At 61.1% G+C, this 23283-nt stretch carries 21 protein-coding genes and 1 pseudogene; 16 read left to right on the forward strand and 6 right to left on the reverse strand.

Annotated features, from left to right (window positions below; translation table 11 throughout):
• Positions 1-3 precede the first annotated feature (3 nt).
• Genes BLS87_RS02645 through BLS87_RS02655 form a run of 3 tightly spaced genes read right to left on the reverse strand, consistent with a single transcriptional unit; the run spans position 4 to position 2699 of the window.
• Positions 4-798, reverse strand: coding sequence for an ABC transporter permease (locus BLS87_RS02645; protein ID WP_074749899.1), 795 nt, complete (start codon positions 796-798; stop codon positions 4-6).
• 3 nt (positions 799-801) lie between these two features.
• Positions 802-1674, reverse strand: a complete 873-nt coding sequence (locus BLS87_RS02650) for an ABC transporter permease (RefSeq protein ID WP_074749901.1) — start codon at positions 1672-1674, stop codon at positions 802-804.
• Complete coding sequence (locus tag BLS87_RS02655) at positions 1671-2699, reverse strand: ABC transporter ATP-binding protein (RefSeq protein ID WP_074749903.1); 1029 nt, start codon at positions 2697-2699, stop codon at positions 1671-1673. The genes BLS87_RS02650 and BLS87_RS02655 overlap by 4 nt, the downstream gene beginning before the upstream one ends.
• A 258-nt stretch (positions 2700-2957) precedes the next feature.
• On the opposite strand from BLS87_RS02655, the gene BLS87_RS02660 reads away from it, so the two are divergent.
• The 5 genes and pseudogenes from BLS87_RS02660 to BLS87_RS02675 all read left to right on the forward strand — a co-directional run bounded on the left by BLS87_RS02660 (position 2958) and on the right by BLS87_RS02675 (position 7922).
• Positions 2958-3815 (forward strand): IclR family transcriptional regulator, encoded by an 858-nt coding sequence (locus tag BLS87_RS02660; protein WP_074749905.1) that lies wholly within the window; start codon positions 2958-2960, stop codon positions 3813-3815.
• A 74-nt stretch (positions 3816-3889) separates the two neighbouring features.
• The gene (locus BLS87_RS02665; protein WP_074750252.1) at positions 3890-4828 is read left to right on the forward strand and encodes a LysR family transcriptional regulator; all 939 of its coding nucleotides are present in this window, start codon (positions 3890-3892) and stop codon (positions 4826-4828) included.
• Positions 4829-5682: 854 nt separating this feature from the next.
• Positions 5683-5841, forward strand: a pseudogene (locus BLS87_RS35050) (HAMP domain-containing protein); the annotation flags it as partial.
• 171 nt (positions 5842-6012) lie between these two features.
• Positions 6013-6726 (forward strand): methyl-accepting chemotaxis protein, encoded by a 714-nt coding sequence (locus tag BLS87_RS35055; protein ID WP_425262194.1) that lies wholly within the window; start codon positions 6013-6015, stop codon positions 6724-6726.
• A gap of 488 nt (positions 6727-7214) precedes the next feature.
• Positions 7215-7922, forward strand: a complete 708-nt coding sequence (locus tag BLS87_RS02675) for a FadR/GntR family transcriptional regulator (RefSeq protein WP_074749909.1) — start codon at positions 7215-7217, stop codon at positions 7920-7922.
• Between the two features lie 224 nt (positions 7923-8146).
• Here the strand turns inward: BLS87_RS02675 and uxuA are convergent, their stop codons facing one another.
• The gene (uxuA, locus tag BLS87_RS02680; RefSeq protein ID WP_074749911.1) at positions 8147-9199 is read right to left on the reverse strand and encodes a mannonate dehydratase; all 1053 of its coding nucleotides are present in this window, start codon (positions 9197-9199) and stop codon (positions 8147-8149) included.
• Positions 9200-9595: 396 nt separating this feature from the next.
• Here uxuA and BLS87_RS02685 point away from each other — a divergent pair, with 396 nt between their 5' ends.
• Positions 9596-10885 (forward strand): MFS transporter, encoded by a 1290-nt coding sequence (locus tag BLS87_RS02685; protein WP_074749913.1) that lies wholly within the window; start codon positions 9596-9598, stop codon positions 10883-10885.
• 36 nt (positions 10886-10921) lie between these two features.
• On the opposite strand, the gene BLS87_RS02690 is transcribed toward BLS87_RS02685, so the two are convergent.
• Positions 10922-11821 carry a LysR family transcriptional regulator gene (locus tag BLS87_RS02690; RefSeq protein WP_074749915.1) on the reverse strand — a complete coding sequence of 300 codons (900 nt, stop codon included), beginning with the start codon at positions 11819-11821 and terminating at the stop codon, positions 10922-10924.
• An 88-nt stretch (positions 11822-11909) separates the two neighbouring features.
• Here BLS87_RS02690 and BLS87_RS02695 point away from each other — a divergent pair, with 88 nt between their 5' ends.
• From BLS87_RS02695 to ycaC, 7 genes are all read left to right on the forward strand, one after another.
• On the forward strand, positions 11910-13298 hold the full coding sequence (locus BLS87_RS02695) for an MFS transporter (RefSeq protein WP_143024273.1): 1389 nt from the start codon (positions 11910-11912) through the stop codon (positions 13296-13298).
• Between the two features lie 54 nt (positions 13299-13352).
• Complete coding sequence (locus tag BLS87_RS02700; RefSeq protein WP_074749919.1) at positions 13353-14627, forward strand: glucarate dehydratase family protein; 1275 nt, start codon at positions 13353-13355, stop codon at positions 14625-14627.
• A 74-nt stretch (positions 14628-14701) separates the two neighbouring features.
• Positions 14702-15400, forward strand: a complete 699-nt coding sequence (locus BLS87_RS34095) for a hypothetical protein (protein ID WP_074749921.1) — start codon at positions 14702-14704, stop codon at positions 15398-15400.
• Positions 15401-16037: 637 nt separating this feature from the next.
• Entirely contained in the window at positions 16038-16454 is a 417-nt protein-coding gene (locus BLS87_RS02710; protein ID WP_074749922.1) for a DoxX family protein, read from the forward strand.
• Positions 16447-17079 carry an antibiotic biosynthesis monooxygenase gene (locus BLS87_RS02715; protein ID WP_074749924.1) on the forward strand — a complete coding sequence of 211 codons (633 nt, stop codon included), beginning with the start codon at positions 16447-16449 and terminating at the stop codon, positions 17077-17079. Before BLS87_RS02710 ends, BLS87_RS02715 begins: the two co-directional genes overlap by 8 nt.
• 148 nt (positions 17080-17227) lie before the next feature.
• Entirely contained in the window at positions 17228-19066 is a 1839-nt protein-coding gene (locus tag BLS87_RS02720; RefSeq protein ID WP_074750254.1) for an amidohydrolase, read from the forward strand.
• A gap of 115 nt (positions 19067-19181) precedes the next feature.
• Positions 19182-19805, forward strand: coding sequence for an isochorismate family cysteine hydrolase YcaC (gene ycaC / locus BLS87_RS02725; protein ID WP_074749926.1), 624 nt, complete (start codon positions 19182-19184; stop codon positions 19803-19805).
• Between the two features lie 150 nt (positions 19806-19955).
• On the opposite strand, the gene BLS87_RS02730 is transcribed toward ycaC, so the two are convergent.
• Complete coding sequence (locus tag BLS87_RS02730) at positions 19956-20819, reverse strand: hypothetical protein (protein ID WP_074749928.1); 864 nt, start codon at positions 20817-20819, stop codon at positions 19956-19958.
• A 371-nt stretch (positions 20820-21190) separates the two neighbouring features.
• Here BLS87_RS02730 and BLS87_RS02735 point away from each other — a divergent pair, with 371 nt between their 5' ends.
• The 3 genes from BLS87_RS02735 (at position 21191) to BLS87_RS02745 (ending at position 23283) form a co-directional block, all read left to right on the forward strand.
• A complete protein-coding gene (locus BLS87_RS02735; protein ID WP_074749930.1) occupies positions 21191-21988 on the forward strand; it encodes an SDR family NAD(P)-dependent oxidoreductase in 798 nt (265 codons plus the stop codon).
• 21 nt (positions 21989-22009) lie between these two features.
• Positions 22010-22417, forward strand: a complete 408-nt coding sequence (locus BLS87_RS02740) for an SRPBCC family protein (RefSeq protein WP_074749932.1) — start codon at positions 22010-22012, stop codon at positions 22415-22417.
• Positions 22418-22974: 557 nt separating this feature from the next.
• Entirely contained in the window at positions 22975-23283 is a 309-nt protein-coding gene (locus BLS87_RS02745; RefSeq protein WP_074749934.1) for an antibiotic biosynthesis monooxygenase, read from the forward strand.

The following is a 23283-nucleotide window of genomic DNA, read 5'->3' on the forward strand; positions in this document are numbered from 1 at the left end:
GCATCAGTGACGACCCACGAGTACGCGGTCCAGGCCGTAAACCCGGTCGAGGATGATCATGGTGGCGGCGGTCAGTGCGATCACCAGCGCCGACACCGCCGCCATCATTGGGTCGATGGATTCGGTGGCGTAGACGTACATGCGCACCGGCAGTGTCTGGGTCGATGGCGAGGTGACGAAGATCGACAGCGTCACTTCGTCGAAGCTGTTGATGAACGCCAACAGCCAGCCCCCGGCAACACCGGGCAGGATCATCGGCAAGGTGATCTGGCGGAACAGCGTAAAGCGGCTGGCGCCCAGTGATTCGGCGGCCTGTTCGGCGCTGCGATCCACGCCGATGGCCGCGGCGATCACCAGACGCAACACATAGGGCGTGATCACCACGACATGGGCGAACATCAGCCAGACGAAACTGCCGTTGACGCCCATCAGCGCGAACAGGCGCAGCATCGCCACGCCCAGCACCAGGTGCGGGATGATGATCGGCGACAGAAACAGGCCATTGAGGAAGTTGCGTCCCGGAAACTGATAGCGGGTGATCGCCAGGGCGGCGGGCACTGCGATCAGCGTCGCCAGCGTCGCGGCAACCACCGCCAGAATCAGGCTGTTATAGAAGGACTGAATGAAGTCGGCGCGTTCGAACACCGCAGCAAACCAGCGCAGGGAGAAACCGTGCCACGGCAGGCTCAGGGTGTTTTCCGGGGTGAACGCCACCAGGCAGACCATCACCAGCGGCGCCAGCATGAACACCACGACCAGGGCGTGGAAGGACAGGGCCAGAGGACCGTTCTTGGACATCAATCATTCCCCCAGGGATTTTTTATAGCGACCTTCGACCAGCCGGTTCCACGACAACATGACCAGCAGGTTGATCAGCAACAGCGCCACAGCGATGGTCGCGCCCATGGGCCAGTTGAGCTCAGAGAGGTACTGGTCGTAGACGACGGTCGCGACCATTTTCAGACGGCGTCCGCCCAGCAGCCCCGGAATCGCGAAGGAGCTGGCCGACAGCCCGAACACGATCAACGTGCCGGACAACACGCCCGGCATGACCTGCGGCAACACCACCAGGCGCATGACCTTGGCTTGCGTCGCGCCCAGCGACAGCGCCGCTTGCTCGGCCGAGGCATCGAGCTTCTGCAGTGAGGTCCACACGGGAATGATCATGAATGGCAGCATCACGTGGACCAGTGCCAGGATCACCGCGAACGGGGTGTACAGCATCCTGATCGGGCGACCGCCCAGCGCCTGGATCGCCTGGTTGACCAATCCGTCGGCCCCCAGCAACAGGCTCCAGCCGAACGCCCGCACCACCACCGAAATGAGCAGCGGGGTGAGGATCAGAATCAGAAAGATCGAGCGCCACGGTGTGCCCATGCGACTGAGGATGTACGCCTCCGGAACACCGATCACCACGCACAGCAGTGTCACCAGCGCGCTGATCCAAAAGGTGCGAAAGAAGATTTCATAGAAGTATGAATCGGTGATCAGGTTCAGGTACTGCGCAAAGGTCCAGGCATCACCTTTGACCCCGACTTCGTAATCGAACACGTTGAACGACAGCACCAGGGTCAGCAGCAACGGCAACACCAACAAACCCACGAACAGCGCCAGCGCAGGCGCCGACAGCAGGTAGCCGCGACCGGTGTCGCGCAGCACGCTTGCCCCACTCATGCCGACACCTCGTCGGCAGTCAGCACGCGCAGCAATTCAGCGGGCCAGTCGAGGCCGACGGCGGTGCCTTCGTTGAGCGGCGCGTCGCCGTTGTTGCGGCGCACGACGGTCATTTCTCCGATGGACGTTTCGACGCGATACAACCACTGACTGCCCAGGAAATAGCGGGTGACGATACGGCCCTGAAGGCGACCCGCGCCAGCCTCCACCAGATCGATCTTTTCCGGACGCAGGCTGAGGGTCAGTTCGCCTTCGCCCTGTTGCTCGCGCACCTGGGCCGTGCCGCTGTGATCCCGGTCGCCGTGCAGCAGATTGGCCTTGCCGACGAAGCCGGAAATAAAACGTGTGCGGGGGTGCTCGTACAGCTTGTAGGGCTCGTCGATCTGCGTGATACGACCGGCCTGCATGACCACCACGCGATCGCTGATCGACAGGGCTTCGGCCTGGTCGTGGGTCACCATCAGCGTGGTGATCCCGACCTCGCGCTGAATGCGCCGAATCTCGAATTGCATCTCTTCGCGCAGGTTGGCGTCGAGGTTGGACAGCGGCTCGTCGAGTAACAGGACCGGGGGCTCGATCACCAACGCGCGCGCCAGCGCCACGCGCTGACGCTGACCGCCGGACAGTTCACGGGGGTAGCGTTCAGCGTGTTGATCCAGACGCACCAGTTCAAGCACCCGCGACACGCGGCGTTGCACATCCGCGGCGGCCACCTTGCGCATTTTCAGGCCGAAAGCGACGTTGTCACGCACGGTCATGTGCGGGAACAACGCATAGGACTGGAAGACCACGCCCAGACCGCGACTCGCCGGCTTTGCGTGGGTGATGTCGCGTCCGTCGAGCAGGATGCGTCCGGCGCTGACGTCCACGAAACCGGCGATCATTTGCAGTGTGGTGGTCTTGCCGCAACCCGAAGGGCCTAGCAGGGAAACGAACTCGCCTTTTTCCACCGACAGATCAGTGGCAACCACCGCATCGACGGGGCCGTAGCGTTTACAGAGTGCCTGGAGTTGAAGAAAGGCCATGGCTGCTTCCACCTCGTATTCGTGCACGCCTGTGGCATGCGTTTTTTATGGGCAGATGCGAAGAGAGAAGGCGTGCCGGGATGCTGGCAAACCTGTGGACGCTGGCGCTCGATCTGGGTCGGCTGCCGCTGTTATTCAAATCGCCCTGTGGACTGATCCTATGCCCGGGAATAGGATGGGCTCAACGCTGAATTTCACTGAATGAGTGATTTTTTCAAGTTTATTCATTGGGTGGATTTAACAAAGGAACCTGTGCAAATGAATTCCACTGAACGGAATAAAGATGAGTCTAAGGAAACGGGTGTCGGGGCGGTTTCGCGCCTGTTCGCCGTCTTGCGTTCTCTGGGTGAATGCCCCGAGGGCGGTGAACGGGTCACGCAACTTGCGCAACAGGTGGGGCTGTCCCAACCCACGACGCATCGTCTGCTGCGCAGTCTGGTGGACGAAGGGATGGTCGAGCAGGACGCACGCAGCAAACGGTATCGCCTGAGCCTGGCGTTTTTTGCACTGGCCGCGAGGGCGGGACAGACCGGCAATCTGCGTGACGTGGTCAGACCCAGCCTTCTGCGATTATCGGCCTCGTTGGGCGACTCGTTGTTCCTGCTGGCGCGCAGCGGCTTCGATGCTGTCTGCCTGGATCGCAGCGAAGGGCCGTACCCGATCCGCACCTTTACCGGTGACATTGGCGGTCGCGTGGCCTTGGGCGTCGGACAGGGCAGCCTGGCGATTCTGGCGTTCCTGCCTGAAGAAGAACGCGACACCGTGATTCGCTACAACCTGCCACGCCTGCGGGATTTTCACCTGTACGACGAAGTGATGCTGCGCTCGGAAATCGACAACGTACGTCGCCTGGGCTATGCCTCACGCAACACCGGCGTGCTCGAAGGCATGGCCGGGCTTGCGGTACCGATCCTCGACCGGGAAGGCCGCGCCGTCGCTGCCTTGAGCGTGGCAACCATCAGCGACCGTCTGAACGCCGAACGCATGCCGACCGTGGTCGACATGCTCAAACGTGAGGCGGCGGCCATCAGCCAGAAGATCAACCCGTTCGATCCGGTGCTGCGCAGACCATCCCAGGTGTTTGGGCAACACCTAAAGCCCGGCGGCGATGTCTGACGGGGCTATATTTACGCTGATCAAAGTGATAAACCGCGTGCCTAAAACCCCACTTGATAGCGGTGCAACGAATCGTGAAACGCCATTTCGACGACATTCAACTGGGCAGCATCGAGCTGTTCTGTCTGGCCGCGGAGGCGGGAAGCTTCACAGCGGCTGCGCTGACGGCGGGGGTGACCCCGGCAGCCGTGAGCCGCTCCATCTCCCGGCTGGAAGAGCGGCTCGGTGCACGCATGTTCGTGCGCACCACCCGCAGTATTCGTCTGACCGAAAGCGGCCGGGTGTATTTTGAGCAGTGCAGCCAGGCCCTGACGCAACTGGTGGAAGCCGAACGTCAGGTCTCGGGCCAGCAATTGAAGCCCTCCGGTACGTTGCGCATGAGCATTCCGACGACCTACGGGCATCACCGGATCCTGCCGCTGCTCCCCGAGTTCCGGCGTCGCTACCCGGACGTGACTGTCGACATCAACTTGAGCAATCGCAACATCGATTTCGTCGCCGAGGGCTACGACATGGCCATTCGCGTGCGCACGCAGCCGGACTCGACGCTCATTGCGCGCAAGCTGGAGGACGGGGCGCTGGTCATGATCGCAACGCCGGACTATCTGCAGCGGGCGGGCACGCCGCAGACCCTTGACGACCTTGCCCATCATGAGTGCATTCAGTACGAACTGCCGAGCAACGGCCGACGGATTCCCTGGTTGTTTCAGGAGAACGGCCAGCCGCGCGAGTTGCTCGCCGAAAGCGGGTACTGCTGCTCCGACGACGTTCTGGGTGGGGTGACGCTGGCCAGGAACGGCGCAGGGCTGTTTCAGGCCTACCGTTTTTCGGTGGAAAAAGAGCTGCGAGAAGGCTCGTTGGTGGAAGTGCTGGCTGATTACGCCGGACGCTCTCGGCCGTTCACGCTGCTTTACCCAAGTAACCGTCACGTGCCCCTGCGGTTGCGTGCCTTCATCGACTACCTGATGGAGTGCCGTGAGGGCTGGTTGAGACACTCCCCTGTCGCACCGTGATCTCGTCCATGAGTCGGTGGCGCTGGTGGTGGCTGCCAAGTTTTTGACCTGGGTTTCAGACGCTTCGTTGACGGTTTCTTACCGTCTGTCGGAGGCCTGTTCAGCCGCTTAAAGAACGGTCTCGCGGGGTCGAATCAGGTTAGGTAACCCTGTTGTTTTTTAAACGTTTTCGAACGTGATCAACACGGCGGCACAGGGACGTGACCAGCAAGCAAGCCTTCGGCGCGCTCACGAGGCCAGCGCTGAAGACGGCAGTTCCCCTGACGAGATTTTCCCGTATGTCCAAATCCCTGAGATTGCAGATTCTGGCGCTGCTCAGCGGCAGCCTGTTGCTGGTGCTGCTCATTGCCCTGGCGTGTTTTCAGTTCCTCTCCAGCAACGTAAAGGATTATCGAGGTTTGCTCGAGGGTCCGTTGCACGCGTCGCAGTGGGTCGACCAGGCCAATCTTCAATTCAAGATCCAGGTTCAGGAGTGGAAGAACGTGCTGTTGCGCGGCAAACAGCCGGCGGATCGCGACAAGTTCTGGGCTCAATTCGAAGAGCAGGAGCGCCAGGTGCAGGACACGTTGGGGCGCCTGAGTGCCATGCCCGTTCTGGATGCCGCAACCCGAGTGCAGGTGGAAACGCTGCGTGACGAGCACCGTGCGCTGGGTGTTGCTTACCGCAAGGGGCGTGATGCGTTCGTCGCGGCGGGGGGCGATCCGGTCGCCGGCGACCAGGCCGTTAAAGGTGTGGATCGCGCGGCCAGCGAGCAGATGAGCGAGCTGGTGGTCAGCCTGCGCAAGCAGAGTGACCAGCAGTCGTTGTCGATCAGCACCGCGGCGGATCGGACCATTCTGATCGGCACGCTGGTGATGCTGGTGTCGGCGCTACTGGTGGGTGTGCTGACGCTGTGGGTGGTCAATCGCAATATCGTTGGCCCGATCACGCTGCTGATCGAATACGTCGCGCAGTTGAGTCAGGGACGTTTCAGTGACCGTGTCAGCGTGACACGTCAGGACGAACTGGGGCGTCTGGCGGTGGCTGCCAATACGCTGCGTGATTTTCTCGCGGATACCTTCACCCGCCTCAAACGCAGCACCACTGACCTGGACAGCGCCGGTGGTGAATTGAAGGCGATTGCCGCCTTGATGGCGCAAGGCACGCACGAGCAGTTCGAACGCACCGATCAGGTGGCCACCGCGATGACCGAGATGTCGGCGACCGCGCAGGAAGTGGCGCGTCATGCGGCACAAGCCGCCCAGGCGGCTGACGAAGCCGATCGCAGTTCGCAGGACGGCGGCAAGGTGATGAGCGCGACCATCACGGCGATCACTCAGATGCGCACCGAGATCAGCAATACCGCCGACGTCATTCGCCGTCTGGAAAGTGACAGCGGGCGGATCGGCAAGGTGCTGGAGGTGATTCGGGGAATTGCCGAGCAGACCAATCTGCTGGCGCTCAACGCGGCGATCGAAGCAGCGCGTGCGGGCGACGCCGGGCGCGGTTTTGCGGTGGTGGCCGATGAGGTGCGGACGTTGGCGCAGCGGACCGCGGCGTCGACGGCGGAGATCAATCAGATCATCAGTTCGGTGCAGACAGGCGCCATTGATGCGGCTCAGGCGATCGAGAGCGGGCAGGCGCGCAGTCAGGAAAGTGTGGATCAGGTGGCGTTGGCCGGTTCGTCGTTGCAGCGGATCACGGTTGCGGTGGAGGCGATCCGTGACATGAACCGTCAGATCGCGACGGCGGCGGAGGAGCAGACGTCGGTCGCGGAGGATATTTCGCGCAATCTGACGGAGATTACGGCGATTGCGACGACGAATCAGAGCAATGTGTTGCGTACGCAGACGGCCAGTGAGGATTTGCATGGGTTGTCGGTGGGGTTGAATGATGTGATTTCTCGGTTGAGTGCTTGATGGGGTATTGGCAGTTTGAGTAAGCCGCAATATCTGATTTTGCGACGAGGATGAGCGGTCTGGTTTGTCCTAATGGCCAAACTGTTCCGCCTTCGGCGGGTTACTTGAAAGGACCCCCCTCTTTGTTTCAAGAGGCAGCCAAGGGTCTGAACTCCTGGTTGGGCCCGACTTCGTCGGGTTCCTTCACTCCGGCGACGCTCCGTGGGCCCGCCGCCATCGGCCATCCATGGCCGGGGGCGGCTCTCGCGGCATCCATGCCGCTCGGCCCACTCCACGCCACCTGCGTTCAGCCTGCACCCAAGTCGCGCTTTGTGGTGTCTGGGCTTTCTCGGTAGGAAGATCAAAAGCTAAAGGGCAAGGGCAAGGGCAAGGGCAAGGGCAGGGGCAGGGGCCGGTCGGGCAAAAATCGAAACGGGATCGCTAGGCGCGTGCACGGTTCGTTGGAAGGCCTGTGATATGCTCCGGCGCAGACTGATGGAACGTGATAGATGACCGCGCCAAGCCTTCCCGCCGAACGACGCCTTTACCAGATTACCGCTGACCGCCTGCGTGAGCATATTCGCAAGAATGGCATCAAGGCCGGTTCCCGTTTGCCTCCTGAACGGGATCTGGCGCAGTTGCTGGGGGTCTCGCGGCCTTCGCTGCGTGAAGCGTTGATCGCGCTGGAGATTGAAGGCAGTGTCGAGATTCGCATGGGGTCGGGGATTTACGTTTGTGAGCACCTGCTGGGCGTCAAGGGCAAGACGCGGACGCTGGGTGAGAGCCCGTCCGAATTGATGCAGGCGCGTGCGTTGATCGAGGGCGAGAGCGTCATGCTGGCCTGCCTGCACGGCACCAAGGCTGACTATCGTTATTTGCAGACCTGCATCGACAAGATGCGCGAAGGCGCGATCAAGGGTGTGCCTGCGCTGGACGACGACCGCAAGTTTCACCAACGTCTGGCGAAGATGAGCGGCAACTCGACGCTGGTGCGCATCATCACCTCGTTGTTCGAAGAGCGTTACAGCCCGCTCACGGCTCACGTCAGCGAACACTCTGAAACCCGCGAGACCTGGGCAATTGCCGTCGCTGAACACGAAGCCATCCTGCAGGCGGTGCAAGCCCGCGACCTGATCGGCGCACAGACCGCCATGCGCGAGCACCTGCGCCGGTCCGAAGCGCGCTGGCTGGACGGGATGAACACCGAACAGGGTTGAGCCAACACTGGAGACCGCCTTGGGCCCGTACGCTGTGGGAGCGAATTCATTCGCGAAACAGGCTCAGGCAACAGAGATGTGCTTGATCCCGGCCAATCGCGAATGAATTCGCTCCCACAGTTGATCATCGCTGCTGTTGATTCTGCATGCTGGCCTCAGGTCTGATTCAGGGACATAACCCGATTGACCTCCTCGGTTAGAGCTGACCGCCATCCACGCATCGCTCACTGCGCTGTTGGCATCCCCTTGCGAATCCCTTCCCACAAGCCGTTCAAATACACCGCGCCCAACGCCCGGTCGTACAGGCCGTACCCCGGTTTGCCGGTTTCGCCCCAGATCATGCGACCGTGGTCGGGGCGGTAGTAGCCCCCGAAGCCGGTTTCCACGTAGGCCTTGACGATTTCGGCCATGTCCAGGGAGCCGTCTTCGGAGCGGTGGGCTGTTTCGTGGAAGTCACCGGCTTCGTTGACCTTGACGTTGCGCAGGTGGGCGAAGTGGATGCGGCCCTGGCTGCCGAATTCCCGGACCAGCGACGGTATGTCATTGCCCAGGTCGGCGCCCAATGAGCCCGAGCACAGCGTCAGGCCGTTCGCCGGGTCGTCGACCATCGCCATGACCTGCGCGAGGTCTTCGCGGTTTTTCACCACCCGTGGCATGCCGAACATGGAGCGGGGTGGGTCGTCGGGGTGCAAGGCCATCTTGATTCCGGCGTCGCGGGCCACCGGGATGATGCGTTCCAGGAAATACGCCAGACGCTCGCGCAGGGTGGCTTCGTCGACCTGAGCGTATTCGGTGATCAACGCTTTCAGGGTTTCAGGTTCATAGCTGACGTCCCAGCCCGGCAGGCTGATGCCGTTGTCGAGGTTCGCCTGTTCAATGACCGCGACGTCGAAGGCCAGTGTGGTGGAGCCATCGGGCAGTTCCATGGCCAGCGTCGAACGTGTCCAGTCGAACACCGGCATGAAGTTGTAACAGACCACCTTGATCCCGCACGCCGCGAGGTTGCGCAGGGTCTGGCCGTAGTTGTCGATCAGGTGATCACGGCTGGGCAGGCCGCGTTTGATGTCTTCATGCACCGGCACGCTTTCGATGACGTCGAGGTCCAGCCCATGGGCATTCACGGTGGCTTTGAGCTCGGCGATTTTTTCCAGCGGCCAGACCTCGCCGACGGGGATGTCGTAGATGGCTGACACGACGCCGGTCATGCCGGGGATCTGGCGGATGTACTGGAGGGTCACGGGGTCGCTTTCCCCGTACCAACGGAAAGTCATCTTCATCGCGGAGTCCTTTTTGTTATGGGTTACGTTGTGCCAGTTAACGAATTGGTCGCAGGTCAATCGCAATCGCGGGCAAGCGCGCGCCTACAGTTGCTGTCCGAGTCTGTCGCCCTTGCAGAGCCTCTTGGAAGACGGTTGAGCGGAGCATAGATTGGTCAGGCCAAATTATGCAAATCGCTACCGACTGGCAAAAAAATGTGAAAAAAGCCGCTCACGTGATTCCCATACCGTCCTTTTCGGGTCTAGTATCGGCTGCATTCGGATATTTGGTCAGGCCAATTCGCGATTTTTAATGCGGTGTGAACGCGTTTAAAAGTCATGCGTGAATCCAGGTTCAAGGCCCTGTCCGAAGCGCGCACGAAGTCTTACTCATAAAAATAATCAGGAGGACTCGCTATGCAGAAAGGTCGTTGGTTGGTCATTTTTCTCTGTTTCCTTGCCGTCGCCATCAACTACATCGACAGGGCCAACCTCGCGGTTGCGGCGCCCTATATCCAGAAAGAACTCGGCTTGGGCTCGGGGCAAATGGGCCTGTTGCTCAGCGGTTTCTTCTGGACCTACGCACTGATGCAAATGCCCTTTGGCTGGTTCGTCGATAAGGTCGGCGCAAGGATCGCGCTGCCATTGGCGGTGGCCTGGTGGTCGCTGTTCACGGCAGCAACGGCCGCGGCCAGCAGTCTGGCTACGATGTTCGGCTGTCGGTTGATGCTGGGCGTGGGGGAGGCGGGGGCGTATCCGTCCTGCGCCAAGATCGTCAGTCAATGGTTCGATGTGAAAGAGCGCGGGTTTGCCACCAGCATTTTCGACAGCGGCTCGCGGGTCGGTTCGGCGCTGTCGATTCCGGTCGTGGCGCTGATCATCGAACTTTGGGGCTGGCGCGCGTCGTTCGTCATCACCGGCGCCGTGGGCGTGATCTGGGTGATCGGCTGGTGGCTGATCTACAAAGAGCCGCAGGCCGTCGCCGCCATCGAGCAGCACGAGGCCGGCAAGGTCGCGGCCGTCGCCGCCCGCCCCAGGGTAAAGTGGGCATCGCTGTTCCGCCACCGCACGCTGTGGGGCATGATGCTCGGCTTCTTCTGCCTGAACTTCGTCATCTACTTCTTCATCACCTGGTTCCCGACCTATCTGGTCACCGAACGCGGCTTCTCGCTGAAGTCCCTCGGCACGCTGGGGACCATTCCGGCCATTGCATCCATTGTCGGTGGCTGGGTCGGCGGCCTGACCTCAGATGCGTTGTACCGTCGTGGCTGGAGCCTGACCGCAGCCCGCAAGACCTGCATCGTCGGCGGCATGCTGATGTCGTCAAGCATCTCGTTGTCGGTATTCACCGCCAACACCTACGCCATGCTCGCGTTCTTCAGCCTGGCATATGCGAGCCTGGCGTTTGCCGGTGCGAGCATCTGGTGCCTGCCCGCCGACGTGGCGCCGACGCCGGCTCACGTCGCTTCCATCGGCGGCATCCAGAATTTCGCGTCGAACACGGCGGGGATCTTCATCACCACGTTTACCGGCTTCATGCTGGTGATGGGCAACGGCTCGTTTACGGCGCCGTTGATGACCGCAGGCGCATTCGCGTTGCTGGGAGCGTTCAGCTACCTGTTCATCGTCGGCAAGATCGAGCCGCTGTCGGTCACGCCGGACCAACCCGAGGCGACGGACGCCGCAACGGTCGCCCATCGCACCTGACGTGAGTAGGGGCGCGGCCTGACCGGGCCGCACCCGCTACGCCGTTTCTGCCTTCACCGCCGCACGAATCGCCTCCAGCAACATCATGCACGCCGGGTTATCGTTGTCCGAACGCCAGACCAGGTGCAGCTCGCTTTGCACGCCTTCGCCCAGGTCAATGTCGCGGAACACCACGTTCTTGAACACCACATTGGTGGCGCAGCGCGGCACCAACGCCAAGCCCATCCCCGCGTTCACCAGCGCCAGAATCGTCAGTGAAGAGCCCAGCCATTGCACGTACTCCGGCGCCACTTGCGCGGAACGCAGCGTGCCGGTGAGCAGTTCGTTGAACGGCGGGTAGGCGGAGTGCGAATACATCAGAAAGGGTTGCGCGTCCAGATCCTGCACGCTGACCGCAGCCGCGCTGGCCAGCGGATGGCTGCCGGGCACGGCGAGCACGAACGGCTCGCGCACCAGGCATTCGGTTTCGTACCCCGCCTGCAGCAGTGGCGCGCGGACGATACCCAGGTCAATACGCCGGGCCCTCAAGGCTTCGTGCTGGGAATAGGTGTTCATTTCGGTCAGTGAGATTTTCACGTGGGGCTGACTGAGGCGGGCCTCGGCGATGACTTTCGGCAGAAACTCATACACCGCGCTGCCGACAAAACTGATGGTCACCGACCCGATATCCCCTTCGGCGATCCGTTTGGCGGCGAGTGCGGCCTGTTGCGCGTGCTCCAGCAGCGTCTGGGCTTCGATGAAAAAGGCGCGGCCGGCAGCCGTAAGGGCCACGCTGCGGGTACTGCGCGTGAACAGCTCAACCCCCAGATGATGCTCCAGTAACTGAATCTGTCGGCTCAACGGCGGTTGGGTCATGTTCAGCCGTTCGGCGGCCCGGCGGAAGTTGAGTTCCGTGGCAACCGTGGTGAAGCAGCGCAGTTGAGCGAGTTCGAACATTGATATATTCCGGGTATCAATCAACAGTCAATCTAGATTAGACGGGAACAATACCGGCGTCCATCATCGGCGCATCCCCAAAAAAACAATGAACGGGAGTTGCCCTTTGAATACCCTCAATCCCACGACGGACCCGACCGTACTTGCCCGCGCTGCTGCCAAGGTCAAGCGGCACGTACTGCCGCTGTTCGTCATCATGTTCATCGTCAACTACATCGACCGGGTGAACATCGGCTTCGTGCGCAGCCACATGGAAACCGACCTTGGTATCGGCGCAGCGGCGTACGGCTTGGGGGCCGGCCTGTTCTTCGTGGGCTATGCGCTCTTCGAAGTCCCGTCCAACCTGCTGCTGCAACGATTCGGCGCCCGCGCCTGGCTGACCCGCATCATGTTCACCTGGGGCGCAGCGGCGATGGCCATGGCGTTCGTGCGCGGTGAAACCAGCTTTTATGTCCTGCGCTTCATCCTCGGTGCGGCGGAAGCGGGCTTCTTCCCCGGCATCATTTATTACTTCACCCAATGGCTGCCCTCGACCGAGCGTGGCAAGGCGATGGCGATCTTCCTCAGCGGCTCGGCCATTGCGTCGGTGATTTCCGGTCCTGTGTCCGGTGCGTTGTTGGGCGTCAGCGGTCTGAGCCTGCACGGCTGGCAGTGGATGTTCATCATCGAGGGCTTTGCCTCCATTGCCTTGTGCGGTTTTGTCTGGTTCTGGTTGCAGTCCCATCCCCGCGAAGCCAAGTGGCTGAGCGAGGAAGAGAAGGGCGCACTCATCCGTGCGATCGAAGAAGAGCAGCGTGCCCGTGAAGCGGCACAGGTGATCAAGCCGTCGATCTTCAAGTTGCTGGCGGACCGGCAGATCCTGCTGTTCTGCTTCATCTACTTCTCGGTGGCGCTGACGATTTACGGCGCGACATTCTGGCTCCCGAGCATGATCAGGAAGATGGGCAGTATGAGTGACTTCGAGGTTGGCCTGTTCAACTCGATTCCGTGGATCATTTCCATCGTGGCGATGTATGGCTTTGCTGCACTGGCCGCGCGCTTCAAGCACCAACAGGCGTGGGTCGCCGTGACGCTGGTGATTGCCGCCTGCGGGATGTTCATGTCGACCATCGGCGGGCCGGTCTTTGCCTTCGTCGCCATCTGCTTCGCGGCGATTGGTTTCAAGGCGGCTTCGGCCCTGTTCTGGCCGATTCCTCAAGGCTATCTGGACGCTCGCATCGCCGCGGCGGTGATTGCGCTGATCAACTCCATCGGCAACCTTGGCGGATTCGTCGCGCCGACCGCTTTTGGTTTCCTCGAACAAACCACCGGCTCGATTCAGGGCGGCCTTTACGGCCTGGCGATCACCTCGTTGGTGGCTGCGGTGGTGATCTTCTTTGCCCGCACCACGCCCAACGGTGAACAACCGGGAAAGCCGCGAGACGTCGCGCTCGCCCCCTCGATTGAGAAGCCGGTGGCGCTGCGCGCTGCCAAGTGACCCCAGACCCGTTTCGAGCCGAGCCTCAAACCCAGATTGACCGGGAGACATCTTTTGAAAATCACACGCGTTACTGTCACTCCGATTGCGTTCCGTGACCCGCCGTTGCTCAACGCCAGCGGAATCCACGAACCCTTCGCGCTGCGCTCGATCATCGAAATCGAGAGCGACAACGGGTATATCGGTCTGGGCGAAAGCTACGGCGACGCCCCGGCGCTGGCGATCCAGCAACAGGTGCAGAGCCAGTTGATCGGCATGGACCCGTTCAACCTTGCGCAGCTCAAAGCCGTGGTCAAAGCCACGGTCGCGGCCCACAAACCGGCGAGCATTGCTGGCGCCGAACTGGCACCGGGCTCGCACGCGAGCAAAGCCGTGAGCAACGCGTATTCGGCGTTCGAAGTCGCCTTCCTCGACCTGCAGGCGCGTTCGATGAACCTGCCGCTGGTGGACCTGCTCGGCGGTGCTGTGCGCGATCAGGTGCCGTTCAGCGCGTACCTGTTTTTCAAATACGCGCAGCACGCCGACGCGCCTTATGCGCCGGACAGTTGGGGTGAGGCACTGAGCGAGGAGCAGATCGTCGCCCAGGCGCGGCGGATGATCGAGGCCTACGGCTTCAAGAGCATCAAACTCAAGGCCGGCGCCCTCGATCCGGAACATGAAGTGTCGTGCATCAAGGCCCTGAAGAAAGCTTTCCCCGGTTACCCGCTGCGCATCGACCCGAACGGCAACTGGTCGCTGGAAACGTCCCTGCGCATGGCCGAACGGCTGGGCGACGATCTGCAGTACTACGAAGACCCGACGCCGGGCCTAGACGGCATGGCCGAGTTGCATAAGCGCACAGGCTTGCCGCTGGCGACGAACATGGTGGTCACCGATTTTGACGAGTTCCGTCGCAGCGTGGCGCAGAACAGCGTGCAGATCGTCCTCGCCGATCACCACTATTGGGGCGGCCTGCGCGACACCCAGGCGCTGGCGAAGATGTGCGAGACGTTCGGCCTGGGGGTGTCGATGCACTCCAACTCGCACCTGGGCATCAGCCTGATGGCGATGACGCACGTGGCCGCGGCGGTGCCGAATCTGGATTTCGCCTGCGACACCCACTACCCATGGCAGGAGCCGGACGAAGAAGTGATCAAGGGCGGCAAGCTGCGGATCGTCGACGGGTGCGTGAAAATCACTCGCGAGCCAGGCCTGGGGCTTGAGCTGGACTATGACCAGTTGGGCAAACTCAACGACCAGTACCTGACCTGCGGCATCCGTTCACGGGACGACGTGAAGCAGATGCAGAAGTACAAGCCGGACTGGAAAGCGCTCAAGCCGAGGTATTGAGGCGTAAAAAAAGCGAACGCTGATGATCGTCTGTCCTCGAACGAAAAGACCCTTGCGGGAATTCTGGAGAGACGATGATGATCAGCTCGCACAAGACCTTGATGTGTTTGTTGTTTGCAGCCACAACCTCCGTGTCGAGTGGTGCCATGGCGCAGCCGCCGGCTTCGTTGCCGTTGATGCTCGCCGCTTCGGGCATTGGTGGCGGTGGTGCAGCGGGCGGTGGCGCAGCGGGGGGTGCGGCGGGCTCCGCGGGCGGCGGCGCCTCGGGTACCGGCGCGACCGGCACAAACGGTTCCAACAGCAGTAACACCAACGCCACCGGGACTAACGGCACCAACAGCAGTAACACCAACGCCACCGGAACCAACGGTACGAACAGCGGCAACACGAATGCGACGGGGACGAACGGCACTAATGCCAACGGCACCGACGCCACCCACACCAACGGCAGTAACAGCGGCAACACCAACGCGACGGGCACCAATGGCACGAACGCCAACGGGACCGATGCCACCCACACCAATGGCAGCAACAGCAATAACACCACTGCGACGGGCACCAACGGTGTTAAGAACTCCAGCAACCAGAACGGCATGAACAACAGCGGCGTGAACAACAACGGTGTGGGCACGACCAACCCTGCATTGCGGCCCGGCGCGACCTCAGGCTCATCTTCTTCAGGCGGCACCTCCGACTCCCTGCAACAGCAGCGTCAGCAGAGCGGCGAGCGGATGATCATGGAGCGCAAGGGGCAGATTCAGGAAGCCAACTGAAGTCGGGAGTATCGTTGAAATCAGTAGTGGCCACTGACGGTGGTCCACCTCCAGGCCCAGACCAAGCTCACATGTAGGGTGTGAATTTCCGTTATTTGAGGTGACGCTGATGGTTTGGTTTGTCCTAACGGCCAAACTGTTCCGCCTTCGGCGGGTTACTTGAAAACCGGAATGCCGGACCATCCCCAAGTCACCAAGGGTCCTGGCGCCCGGTTAGGCCCGACTTCGTCGGGTACCCGCACTCCGACGACGCTCCGTGGGCCCGCGCCGAACGGACATCCATGTCCTGACGGCGCTCTCGCGGCATCCATGCCACTCGACCCACTGCGCGCCGTCTGCGTTTGGCCTGCACCCAAGTCGCGTTTTGTGGTGTCTGGCCTGCTGCGGTATGAAGATCAAAAGCCACAGCGCGCTTTGCGCTGATGATTGTTCCCGCGCTCCGCGTGTTGACACATTCAATGACGCTCTGCGTCATTCGGGATGGTCCGGAAACAAGCGGTAACTTTTTCCCCGCGCACAAACCGTCCATTCACAGCACGTCTGTTCAAGACCCGAATACCCCACCACGACACTATGGCTTCACCTCCCGTCCACGTTGATTCGGCTAGACGGGTATCGCTGAATTCGTGGGTGTGCGATGAGCTATTCAACTGTCGACGACCGTGCGCAGGACCTGGGGCTTTTGTTTCTGCGGGCCAGTGGCGCGTTGTTCCTGCTGTTCGTGCACGGGCTGCCGAAGCTGCTGAACTTCAAGGCGCAGTTATCCCTGATCGAAGACCCTTTCCATTTGGGCGCACCCCTGACCCTGAGCATGGCGATCTTCGCCGAGGTGCTGTGCCCGCTGCTGATTCTGACGGGCGTACTGGCGCGAATCGCTTGCCTGCCTATTCTCTTCCTGCTGCTGGTGGCACTGGTCGTGGTGCACAGCGACTGGAGCGTTGATCAAGGCCAGTTCGGTTGGTTGCTGATCATCATTTTTACCAGTGTGCTGATCGCCGGTCCTGGCCGTCTGGCGCTCAATATTCGTTTGCCCGGAGCGCTTCGCTATGCCTGATTCCGCCTTGTCTGCCGAGGTCACGCCGACCTCGAAACTGTCGCCCGACGAGATCGTCACGCTGGTGATCAAGCACCGTGTCAAGGCGGGCATGGAGGCGCAATACGAAGCATGGCTGCGGCGCACCGTGGCGATTGCGGCCACTTATCCGGGACATCTGGGCGTGGACGTGATTCGTGGCAAGACCGACGGTCTGCACATGTTCACCTGCGTGCTGCGGTTCTGCTCAACCGAGGTCATGCAAAGCTGGCTGGACTCGGCGCAACGCCGGGAACTGGTCGCTGAAGCGGCGCCGATGCTCGCTGACGGCGATTTCACCGAGGTCAACCGACACAACGAATTCTGGTTTGTGCCGGCCAGCGACAGTTCACCGCCGCCACGATGGAAGCAGGCGGTCGTCACCTTTTTCGTGATCTGCCCGCTGACCCTGTTGATCCCGCTCCTATGGGGCCCGGTGTTCCGTGCCTTTCCACCGTTGGGCAATTACGTCATCAGCACGGCACTGGTGACCATCACCATCGTGCTGCTGGTGGTCTACCTGCTGATGCCTCAGGCGACCCGGTTGTTTGCGCCATGGCTTAACGCCAAGCCTGAACCCATGCCCGGAGCTGATCATGAAGGATGATCCGGGCGATGAAGCCCCGGCCAGCAGCGAGCGTCGCAGCTTCGTCGCCAAAGGCTCATTGCTCAGCGCTGCGGCCGCCATTTTCTCTTCAATGCCTGTCACCGGCTTCGCCGTCGGTGCTTCTCACTCTTCAGCCGCCGGAGGCCCCATGAACGTCGATCTGATTCTTTACAACGGCAACTTTCACACCGTTGATCAGGAAAAACCCAAGGCCAGCGCGGTCGCGATCGGCGACGGCAAGTTCGTCGCGGTCGGCACCGACGCTGAAATCATGTCGTTGCGCGGCAGTGCGACCCAGGTCATCGACATGCACAAGCGCACGGTGATCCCGGGCCTTAACGACTCGCACTTGCATCTGATTCGTGGCGGCCTGAACTACAACCTCGAATTGCGCTGGGAAGGCGTGCCGTCGCTGGCCGACGCCTTGCGCATGCTCAAGGCGCAAGCCGACCGCACACCGACCCCGCAGTGGGTGAGGGTGGTGGGTGGCTGGAACGAATTCCAGTTCGCGGAAAAGCGCATGCCCACCCTGGAAGAGCTCAACCAGGCAGCGCCCGATACCCCGGTGTTCGTCCTGCACCTGTATGACCGCGCGTTGCTCAACCGTGCTGCGCTGCGCGTCGCCGGGTATACCCGTGACACGCCAAACCCGCCGGGCGGTGAAATCGTGCGCGACAGCAACGGTGACCCGACCGGCATGCTGGTGGCCAAACCGAACGCGATGATTCTGTACTCGACCCTGGCGAAAGGACCAAAACTGCCGCTTGAATACCAGGTCAACTCGACCCGCCAGTTCATGCGCGAGTTGAACCGCCTGGGCGTGACCAGTGCGATCGACGCCGGCGGTGGTTTCCAGAACTACCCGGATGACTACGCCGTCATCACGCAACTGGCTGAAGCCAAGCAGTTGACCGTGCGCATCGCCTACAACCTGTTTACCCAGAAGCCGAAAGAAGAGCTCAACGACTTCAAGAACTGGACCCGCTCGGTCACGTTGCATCAGGGCGATGACTTCCTGCGTCACAACGGCGCGGGCGAGATGTTGACGTTCTCGGCGGCGGACTTTGAAGACTTCCTCGAACCTCGTCCGGACCTGCCGCCCGGCATGGAACAGGACCTGGAACCGGTGGTGCGGCATCTGGTCGAGCACCGCTGGCCGTTCCGTCTGCACGCCACGTATGACGAGTCGATCTCGCGCATGCTCGACGTGTTCGAGAAGGTCAACCGCGAGATCCCGTTCAACGGCATTCCCTGGTTCTTCGATCACTGCGAAACCATCACCCCGAAAAACATCGAACGCGTGAAAGCGCTGGGCGGCGGTATTGCGATTCAGGACCGCATGGCGTTCCAGGGCGAATACTTCGTCGAGCGTTACGGCGCCAAGGCCGGCGAGCACACGCCGCCGATCAAGCGGATGCTGGCCGAAGGCGTGCCGGTCGGTGCGGGCACTGACGCGACGCGCGTGTCCAGCTACAACCCATGGACCTCGCTGTACTGGATGGTCAGCGGTCGTACCGTGGGCGGTTTGGAGCTGTACCCCGAAGGGCTTTCGCGGGACACCGCGCTCGAGCTGTACACCCGTGGCAGCGCCTGGTTCTCGTCCGAGCAGGGCAAGAAGGGTCAGATCAAAGTGGGTCAACTGGCGGACGTCGTCGCCCTGTCGCAGGATTTCTTCAGCGTGCCGGAAGAGTCGATCAAGTGGATCGAGTCGGTGCTGACGGTCGTCGACGGCAAGGTGGTCTACGGCACCCAGGAGTTTGATCAGTTGTCCCCGCCAAGCGTACCGGTGCTGCCGGACTGGTCGCCGGTGGCGAAGGTGCCTGGGCACTGGCGTCCGGGTGCGCCGATGGCGGCGGCCGTTCACCAGTGCAGCGGCCCATGCACCGTGCATGCCCACAGCCATGACAAGGCCCGTCAATCGAAAGTGCCGGTCAGCGACTTCCAGGGGTTCTGGGGCGCGTTTGGCTGCTCGTGCTTCGCGTTCTGACGACACGGCCCGAAAGAGCATGAAACACCTCGCCGGGACTCACCGGCGAGGCTATCCGCCGGCGCAGTCCGCTGGCACTCGCACACACCTGTCACCTACATAACTGGAGTCAACCATGACCGTTCCCTACAAGCGTCTGGATATCAACGATGCCGTCGTGCTGCTGGTCGATCACCAGACGGGCCTGATCTCGCTGGTGCAGGACTTCTCGCCGAACGAATTCAAGAACAACGTGCTGGCTCTGGCCGATTGCGCCAAGTTCTTCAAACTGCCAACCATCCTGACCACCAGCTTCGAATCCGGCCCGAACGGCCCGCTGGTGCCTGAGCTGAAAGAAATGTTCCCGGATGCGCCTTACATTGCCCGTCCAGGTCAGATCAACGCCTGGGACAACGAAGACTTCGTCAAGGCGATCAAGGCCACCGGACGCAAGCAACTGATCATTGCGGGCGTGGTGACTGATGTGTGCGTGGCGTTCCCGACGCTGTGCGCGCTGGAAGAGGGTTTTGATGTGTTCGTGGTCACCGATGCGTCGGGCACCTTCAACGACGTGGTACAGAAAGCCGCCTGGGCGCGCATGACGGCGGCCGGTGCGCAGTTGATGAACTGGTTCTCGGTGGCGTGCGAGCTGCAACGCGACTGGCGCAACGACATGGAAGGCCTGGCCAACCTGTTGTCCCAGCGCATTCCGAACTACCGTAACCTGATGAACAGCTACTCGGCGTTTACCGCCAAGTAAACGAGCCCGTCACTCGCAACGTCTGTGGGAGCGAGTTCATTCGCGATAGGGCGGTACCGCCGATAGGTGTCTATCGGCTGGGTCACCCCATCGCGAATGAATGCGCTCCCACAGGTTGATGTGTTGGTGGTCGATGGCAGCGCTTTTGAATTACTGCGTCGCCCGCAACGCGGCCTGAACCTGCTCGAACACATAGCTGGCGGAGTTCTCATCGCTGCCGGGCTTTTTGCTGTCTGAGCCGTCGGTGTCGATGCCTGCCAGAATCTCCGACAGATTATGGAAATGGCCTGGGTCTTTCTTCGTGGTTGAGTCGTCGGTGCCGGTCTGTGCCAGCGCATCGCTCAGGGTCTGGTGCTGGATCAGCCACTGCGGATCGGCTTTTTCTTCCGGCCCCATGTTGTCGAGGAAGGCCAGCGCCGCCTTTGCACGACCCACCGGGTCGTTGGCGTAGGGGTCGGTGAAGTTCTTTTCCTGATCCGCCGGCCCACTGTAATAACCGGTGGCCAGACGCTCTTGCTGGCGCATCAGGCCCTTGGCTGCGGTTTGCTCTTCGGCACTGAACTGACCGCCCTGGTTGGTGGCCACGGCGTACAGCGAACGCCGGTCCAGATCACCCATCAGCGAGTTTCGGTCCGTGTCACTGCCGTCGTAGGCTTTGCCGCTGGCTTTCATCAGCGCGTACTTGTCATCCATGCGCTTGCGGGCGTCGGTCGCGACGTCGGCGAACGCCTTGTCCCTGGAGCTGGACGTTGCGCCAGGCTGAGACACACCCAGCACCAGCGCATCGGCGGCCATGCCTGAACGTACCGGGAAGAAGGCTGAGTAGTTGGCGATTGACTGGCTATAGTTTGTGGACGTTTTTGACAGGCTCACCGAGTCGGTGCTGCCCGTCTGGCTGTTGCTGTCGACCGGGTCGCTGTCGGTGCGCACCGAGCTGGTGTCAGTCGAGGCTTTGCGGGTGGCAGCGCTGGAGTAGGCTGCAAGTGCAGCGCTTGAAGCAGTATTGACGATCATCTCGGCTTCCTTGGCAGCGGCGGCAACGTGGGCACGCGCCTGAGTCAAGCTAAAGGCTTGAACCCGGCGCTCTGTCGGGCCGGGACGTCTCTATTGTTTGTTTTGTTGGACGGCATTCGTCCGTATTTGTATCAGTTCTGACAACGTTATCGGCAGAGTCCTACGCGACTGAAGGGAAAGACGAGGTTATTTGTGTTCGGATGGACACAGACTCGATGGGTAAGACGTTCGGAGACTCAACTCATCTAACCCACGTCTTGGACGATCTTTGTTGATCGCCTTACGCTTCGGTTCAACGTCATCGCGCAGGTGACCGGCCACTGTGTGCCGCTCCAGCGGCCCCGGCCAAACCCACATTTCTGAGGTGTACGATGAAAATTGATTTAAGTGGAAAGCTTGCGATTGTCAGCGGCTCAACGGCTGGCATTGGTCTGGGTATCGGCAAGGCGCTGGCGCTGTCCGGTGCAACCGTTGTGATCATCGGCCGTGCGGCCGCGAAGGTCGACGAAGCCATTGCCGCGATCAAGCGAGACGTGCCGGATGCGCAGCTGCGCGGTGTGGTGGCAGATCTGGGCACCGCCGACGGTGCACAACGTCTGTTCGAGGCCGAACCCCGCGCGGACATTCTGGTGAACAACCTGGGCATCTTCAACGAAGTGGATTTCTTCGACACACCCGACGAGGAGTGGACGCGCTTCTACGAGGTGAACGTGATTTCCGGGGTTCGCCTGTCGCGGCACTACGTCAATGACATGGTGGCCAACAAGTGGGGCCGGGTGATCTTTGTCTCGTCCGAGTCCGGCGTCGCGATCCCCGCCAACATGATCAACTATGGCACCACCAAAGCGGCGAATCTGGCGGTTTCCCACGGGCTGGCCAAGCGCCTGGCGGGGACCGGCGTGACCGTCAACGCCATTCTGCCGGGGCCGACGTTCACCGACGGTGTCGAGGAAATGCTCAAGGACGCTATCGCCGAATCCGGGCGCAGCGCCCGTGAAGAAGCCGATCATTTTGTCCGTCGTGCACGGCCTTCGTCTATCATCCAGCGCGCTGCGGAAGTGGACGAGGTGGCCAATCTGGTTGCGTACCTCGCATCGCCACTGTCCTCGGCGACCACCGGGGCTGCCTTGCGTGTCGATGGCGGTGTCGTCGACAGCCTGGCTATCTGAACAATTTTCTGGAGAATCATCATGGCTACAGCATCTGCATCCGTTCACATCCCGGTTTCAGCGGACAAGGTCTGGGAACTCGTGGGCGGTTTTCTTTCGCTGCCCGACTGGCTGCCGTTCATCGCCAAAAGCGAGTCCGCCGAAGGTGGCCGCGTTCGCGACCTCACGACCCAGGACGGCGAGAAAATCAGCGAACGTCTTCAGTCTTACGACAATCAGGCACGCACGTACAGCTACTCGATCACTGAAGGTCCGTTCCCGGTGACGGGCTATCTGGCGACGCTTAAAGTCAGTCCCAAGGGCGACAACGAGGCCTTGGTCGAATGGTCCGGTATTTTTACCCCGAACGGCATTTCCGATGCCGAGGCCGAAGCGTTGTTTCAGGGCGTCTACGACGGCGGTCTTGAAGCCTTGAAAGGTAACTTCTGATCGGGCATCCCGGTTGAACGCCATATGACTTGTGGGAGCGAGCTTGGTCTGGGCGGCATTTCGACGACTGCGGTGGATCAGCGGCATCCATGATGAATGGCACACCGCATTCGCCACCGTCGTAACCTCCGGCAGCTCCTACAGATGACGCGTCGTTGGTGGCGAGGCGGCAGGCGCAAAAAAAAATGGACACAAGGTCAGGTTTCTCGGCGACCATCGCGCACGCTCCTTGTAAGAACCATGCTCCGTAGTACGCATAAAACAGCAGAAGCCCGGATAACCCGAGACCCCGTGCCTGCCGCGCACCCTGTGGGAGCTGCTGGAGGTTACGACAGTGGCGAATGCGGTGGGTCAGTGACATCACCGCTGAATGACACGCCGCATTCGTCAGCAAGCTGACTCCACAGGTAAAGTCTGCGGCCTGCCATGAGGGTCCTCTGTTCAGCCAGCTCTGCTTAATTGTCACTTAATCCGCAACGCTGAAACTCCAAACCTGTGGTTTATCCGCAAGCCTCCGGTCGTCAGACTTGCCCGATCGTTTATCGCAGGAGAGGATGATGCTTGTTTCGGCCATCAATACCGTAGAGATACACGCCAACCAAGGTCGTTCAAACGAGGTCGGTACGCGTTTGCCCCGCATGCTTGACGTTTTGAACAGCACGACCCCGTGTGTCGCCTACACCTTTACTGCCAGCAAACATGACAACGCGTCATGGATCGTCAGCGGTTACTGGCAGTCCGAGACTCAGATGCAAGCGCATTTCTCTCACCCTGAACTGACCGGCTTTATGGAATTGCTGTGGAGCGGGGCCATCAGTCATATCCAGTTCAACAGCTTCGTCGTCGATGCGAATGAGGTGACCTGA

Origin of the sequence: Pseudomonas abietaniphila, assembly GCF_900100795.1 — a bacterium.
Lineage (GTDB): Bacteria > Pseudomonadota > Gammaproteobacteria > Pseudomonadales > Pseudomonadaceae > Aquipseudomonas > Aquipseudomonas abietaniphila.